The 5,519-nt window shown below is 54.4% G+C and carries 6 protein-coding genes; all 6 read left to right on the plus strand.

Translation table 11 applies throughout. The features are described from left to right. Positions 1–644, plus strand: a 644-nt coding sequence (locus tag JCM2850_RS20090; RefSeq protein ID WP_036266515.1) for an FHIPEP family type III secretion protein, incomplete at its 5' end; no start/stop codon positions are given. Next, complete coding sequence (gene flhF, locus JCM2850_RS15950; protein WP_025873109.1) at positions 641–2,269, plus strand: flagellar biosynthesis GTPase FlhF; 1,629 nt, start codon at positions 641–643, stop codon at positions 2,267–2,269. The genes JCM2850_RS20090 and flhF, both read left to right, overlap by 4 nt. 26 nt (positions 2,270–2,295) lie before the next feature. Further along, positions 2,296–3,111, plus strand: coding sequence for a MinD/ParA family ATP-binding protein (locus tag JCM2850_RS15955; protein WP_036266532.1), 816 nt, complete (start codon positions 2,296–2,298; stop codon positions 3,109–3,111). Between the two features lie 13 nt (positions 3,112–3,124). Further along, positions 3,125–3,859, plus strand: a complete 735-nt coding sequence (locus tag JCM2850_RS15960; protein ID WP_025873111.1) for an RNA polymerase sigma factor FliA — start codon at positions 3,125–3,127, stop codon at positions 3,857–3,859. After that, positions 3,841–4,581: a flagellar motor protein gene (locus tag JCM2850_RS15965; RefSeq protein WP_025873112.1), complete on the plus strand. Its 741-nt coding sequence runs from the start codon at positions 3,841–3,843 to the stop codon at positions 4,579–4,581. The genes JCM2850_RS15960 and JCM2850_RS15965 overlap by 19 nt, the downstream gene beginning before the upstream one ends. A gap of 12 nt (positions 4,582–4,593) precedes the next feature. Continuing rightward, a complete protein-coding gene (motD, locus tag JCM2850_RS20095; protein ID WP_036266518.1) occupies positions 4,594–5,370 on the plus strand; it encodes a flagellar motor protein MotD in 777 nt (258 codons plus the stop codon). Positions 5,371–5,519 lie beyond the last annotated feature (149 nt).

The following is a 5,519-nucleotide window of genomic DNA, read 5'->3' on the forward strand; positions in this document are numbered from 1 at the left end:
CCAGCACCGTGATTGCCACCCATCTCAATCATATGATCACTTCTCACGCCGCCGAGCTGCTGGGCCGCCAGGAAGTGCAATCGCTGCTGGATCATATAGGCAAAGAATCACCCAAACTGGTTGAAGACCTGGTGCCCAAACTGCTGAGCCTGTCCTCGCTGCAGAAAGTCTTGCAAAACCTGCTCACTGAAGGTGTGCATATCCGTGATATGCGTACCATCATAGAAACCCTGTCCGAGCATGGTCAGCGCACTCAGGATACCGACGACCTCACCTCGCTGGTGCGCATACAACTGGGCCGCGCAATCGTCCAGCAACTGTTCCCTACGGGCAACGAAGTGCCCGTTATGACCCTGGATCACAATCTGGAGCGCCTGTTGATGCAGGCCCTGCAATCCACTTCCGCTGGCGGGGCTGCCATAGAGCCCGGTCTGGCAGAAACACTTTCCACGCAAACCGCCAATGCCGCCAGGCAGCAAGAGCAAATCGGGCTGGCCCCGGTGCTGCTGGTGCCTGGTGCATTGCGCACAGCATTGTCGCGTTTCCTGCGCCGTGCTGTGCCGCGTCTGCGTGTGCTGTCGCATGAAGAACTTCCTGATACTAAAACCATCCGCGTTACCAGCCTAATTGGAGGCCAAGCATGAACATCAAACGTTATTTCGGCAAAAATTCCCGTGAGGCCCTGAGCATGGTCAGGCAGGAACTGGGCGCGGATGCGGTCATCCTTTCCAATCGCGCGGTTGAAGGCGGCAATGAAATTCTTGCCTTCCGCGAGCAGGACATGGCTAATCTGGTAGCCAGCAACAAGCCTGTAGGCCCTGTGGCCCCGGCATTTATCCAGCAGCAAGCCGAGCCAGAAGCACAAGATAGCCCGGTTGAAGAAACCCTGGTGGCCATGCTCAACCGCAACCAGCGCATATTGCGCCCGGCTGAGCCTTTGAACCAGCAGCAACTGCAGGTGCACCGCACCCAGGCCAAACGTCAGCCTAGGGCTGATTTGGCAGAGTTCAGCATGCCCAAGCCCAGCCAGGTGCCTGCCGCCAGAAGCAAGCCACAGAGCGCGGCCAAAGCCAGCCTGGCAGAAGAAGCCCAGCAAGCAGCGCTAGCCCACAAAGTACAACAGGCGCAACAAGCACAAAAAGCGCAAATGGCAGAACAGGCACTGAAAGCCCAACAAGCGCAAAAAGCCCAGCAGGCGCAATTGGCACAGCAAGCCCAGCAGACCAAGCAAGTGCAGAAATTGCAAGAAATGCAGCAAGAACAGCACCGCCTGGCCCAGCTGGAAATGGCCAATATGATGCAAGAACTGCGCGCCATGCGCGGCAATATTGAAACCCAGCTCACCGAAATGTCCTGGAGCAATATTCAGCAGCGTGACCCGGTAAAATCCGCCATCCTTCGTACCATGCTGGCAGCGGGTTTCAGCGCCGGGCTGTCTCGCCAGATTGCAGAAAAAACCCCGGCTGATCGCACCGAAGCCGAAGCCTTGAAGTGGCTGCACAATGTGCTGGGCAAAAACCTGCAAACCATCAGCGATGAGCAGCAGATTCTCGATCAAGGTGGTATTTTCGCGCTGGTAGGCCCAACAGGCGTAGGCAAGACCACCACCACTGCCAAGTTGGCCGCGCGTTTTGTCATGAAGCATGGCGCAGGCAAGCTGGCCTTGATCTCCACTGACTCCTACCGTATTGGCGGTCATGAGCAATTGCGCATCTACGGCAAGATTCTCGGTGTCATGGTGCATGCGGTAAAGGACGAGGCTGACCTGCGCATCGCCCTCAACGAACTCAAGGGCAAGCACACCATCTTGATAGATACCGTAGGTGTCAGCCAGCGTGACCAGATGGTCTCTGAGCAAATCGCCATGCTTTCCAACACTGGCATGCCCATCAAAAAACTGCTGTGCATGAATGCTACCAGCACAGGTGAAACCCTGGCTGATGTGATTGATGCCTACAAGCGCCGTGGCCTGGATGGTTGCATCATCACCAAGCTCGATGAAGCCGCCGCTATCGGCAGTGTGCTGGATGTCATCATCCGTGAGCGCCTGCGCGTCTACTACGTTGCCAACGGCCAACGCGTGCCTGAAGATATCCATATCGCCAACAAACAGTTCCTGGTACACCAGGCCCTGAAAATGGCGCAAAAGAAAAACGAGCACTTCCAGTTCCGCGATGAAGAAATGCCTTTCCTTATGGCCAATGTTGCTGATATGCCCGCTGCGGGCATGATGCTGGATGATCATACTCACTCAGGGGCACGTGCATGAGCGCCAAAACCAGATCTGAGATAAAAATGCATAAAGATCAAGCCTCTGGCCTGCGTAGACTCATGGCTGGCCCCAGCCCGCGCATACTCTCCCTGCTCTCTGCCACCACCATGCTGGATCAGGCCAGGTTGCTGGAAAACCTAGCCGCATCACTACAGCATCAGGGTAGTCATGCGCTGATTCTTGACGCCACTCAACAGTCTTTGCACCACAATGTCTATGACGATATCAGCCCCGAGCAAGGCACATTATTAGAAGCAGTGATGCAACCCAATAATACGATGTCACTAATTAATATTAGCGGTCACGGCTATTCTGTTGCAAAATTACTACCCGGGAAGTCGGCGAGCCGTTTTTTGAATCATGCGGACATCATGTTACAGGTCCAACAACAGTTCAAAAACATGGCCAGTGAGCACGATGTGGTACTGGTGGATGCTGCCCTCAATGGTCAGGACACCATGCCCCTCGATATGCTGAATAATGGGGAAATTCTGATACATATGACTCGGGATGCGAATTCCATTACCCAAGCGTACAGCCTGATCAAGCAGTTGAGCCAGCAAATAGGCCGACGCTCGTTTGGTATCGTGGTGTCGCAAGCGAACGAAGCCCAGGCCCAGCTTCTGTTCCAGAACATTGCAGAGGTAGCGCGCAATTACCTCTACATACAACTCGATTTCATGGGCCTGATTCCCACAGATGAACACCTGGGTCGCGCGGCCAAGCTGGGCCGTAGCGTCGTAGATGCCTTCCCCATGGCAAAAGCCTCAGCCGCCTTCAAAAACCTGGCCGGTAAAATAGACCATAATCATGGACTGTTAGCAGCGACTTTTAGCTAAAAGGAATGTGGTGATGTACACCTTGCATGGGAAAACAACCCAAAAAGAAGACTTATTAAAGCAACATGCAAGCCTGGTAAAAAAAATTGCCTACCAGCTCAAGGCAAAATTGCCCGCGAGCGTCGATATTGATGACCTGGTGCAAGCGGGCATGATGGGCTTGCTCGATGCGACCAATCGCTACGAAGATAATCACGGCGCGCAGTTTGAAACCTATGCTGCCCAGCGCATACGCGGCTCCATGATAGACGAGCTGCGCCGTGCCGATTGGCTGCCGCGCAGCGTGCGCAAAAACATGCGCGATGTTGAGACTGCCGTGCATGGCCTGGAACAAAAACTGGGCCGACCGCCCAGCGAGGGCGAGATAGCCAATGAACTCAACCTGTCCATGGATGACTTCCATGAAATGCTGGATGACTGCAGTGGTCACCAGCTCATCTATTATGAAGATTTCAGCGAGCATGAAGAGGGAGACCATTTCCTTGATCGCTATCAATCTGACGATTCAGGTGACCCACTCAAGGCACTGCTTTCCACTGATTTCCGTGAAGCTCTGATTGAGGCCATTGATTCCCTGCCCGAGCGCGAGAAAATCCTCATGGGCCTGTACTACGAACAGGAAATGAACCTCAAGGAAATCGGCGCCATCATGAGCGTATCCGAATCCCGGGTCTGTCAACTGCACACCCAGGCGGTTGCCCGCCTGCGGGCTAACCTGAAAGAGAAACTGTGGACTGGAGCAGCCTAGCTGGCATAGTACTGGCGCTCAGCGGCATATTGCTGGGGCAAGCCATTGAAGGTGGCAAAATCGCGTCATTGCTTCAGCCTGCCGCCTTCATGATCGTCTTGCTAGGCACAGTGGGTGCCGTATTGCTGCAAACCCGGCCGCAATTCTTTTTGCAGGGCGTGCGCATGCTGAAATGGGTGTTTCAGCCACCTATTGATGACCGCGAACGCCTGTCCCGGCGCATCACCAACTGGAGCATCATTGCGCGCAAAGATGGCGTGCTGCTGCTGGAAAACCACATGCGTGCCGAGCCTGACCCCTTTGTCAAAATGGCGCTGCGCTTGGTCATAGATGGCACGCCGCCAGAGAAAATCCGCGATATTTGCAATGTGGACATCAACCGTTACGAATCCGCACAACGAAACGCAGTGAAAATCTGGGAGGCAGCTGGCGGCTACGCTCCCACCATAGGCATATTAGGTGCAGTGCTAGGCCTGATCCACGTGATGGAAAACCTTTCAGACCCCACCAAGCTGGGCAGCGGCATCGCCGTGGCTTTTGTCGCCACCATCTATGGGGTAGGCTTTGCCAATCTCATCTTCTTGCCAGTAGCCAACAAACTCAAAGCCCTGGTGCAAATCGAAACCTCGCGCCGTGAAATGGTGGCCGAAGGCATGGTGGGCATTGCCAATGGCGAAAACCACAAAATTGTTGAAGAGCGCTTGAACGCCTATTTACGCTAGACGGAGTCTGCCATGGCCAGAAGACGTAAATTTGAAGACGAACCAGACAACCATGATAGATGGCTGGTGTCTTATGCCGACTTCATCACCCTATTGTTTGCGTTTTTTGTGGTCATGTATGGCATCTCATCAGTCAACGAACACAAATACGACGAACTCACCTCAGCCTTGGGCACCGCCTTCAGCGGCGCACCTGGCAATAGCGAATTCCGCACCCCGCCCCCCAACACCGATGTAGGCGCAGACCGCATGCCAGCAAAAGCGGCAGCCTCGCCATCCCTGATTCAATCCCTGGCGATCAACCGCCTGCGCAAGGAAAAGCAGCGTCAGGAGCAAGAAAACATCACCGCCATCGTCACCAACCTCAACCAAAGCCTGGGCGGCCTGGCGCAGAACGGCAAAATCAACATCAGCAAAAATGAGCGTGGCGTGCGCATCGACATTGCCGATGGCCTGCTGTTTACCCCTGGCTCCTCGCTCATCAAATCCGAAGCACAACCAGCGATTACGGATATCGCCCAGGTATTGTCGGGCAACCTATATACCATTCAGGTTGAAGGCCATACCGACAACCAGCCCATACGCAACCAACAATTCCAGTCCAACTGGGAACTGTCATCACTCAGAGCCACCAGTGTAGTCAAACAGATGATAGAAGCTGGCATAGATGCCAAGCGCCTCTCGGCCATAGGGTATAGCGATACACAACCTGTGGCCGATAACGACAGCGAGGAAGGACGCGCCAGAAACCGCCGCGTGTCCATCATCGTCCTCTACAAAAAACCTTAAGCCTATATTCAGCTGAATGCATCCTCTATAGCAGGAGGGATGGAGGGGGCTTGGCCCCAGCTGCCTTTTGCGGGAGGGTTTGGGGTCTTGCTCAATATCGCTTACGCTCAGACAGTCGCAAGCCCTTAATCCAGAAACTGCTGCGCTAA

Origin of the sequence: Methylobacillus glycogenes JCM 2850 (assembly GCF_000617925.1) — a bacterium.
Taxonomy (GTDB): Bacteria; Pseudomonadota; Gammaproteobacteria; order Burkholderiales; family Methylophilaceae; genus Methylobacillus; species Methylobacillus glycogenes.

Bases quoted from the DNA above. Each gene is read 5' to 3' on its own strand.
- motD (WP_036266518.1), top strand. From the start codon at position 4,594: ATGGCCAGAAGACGTAAATTTGAAGACGAACCAGACAACCATGATAGA.
- JCM2850_RS15955 (WP_036266532.1), top strand. From the start codon at position 2,296: ATGCATAAAGATCAAGCCTCTGGCCTGCGTAGACTCATGGCTGGCCCC.
- JCM2850_RS15960 (WP_025873111.1), top strand. From the start codon at position 3,125: ATGTACACCTTGCATGGGAAAACAACCCAAAAAGAAGACTTATTAAAG.
- flhF (WP_025873109.1), top strand. From the start codon at position 641: ATGAACATCAAACGTTATTTCGGCAAAAATTCCCGTGAGGCCCTGAGC.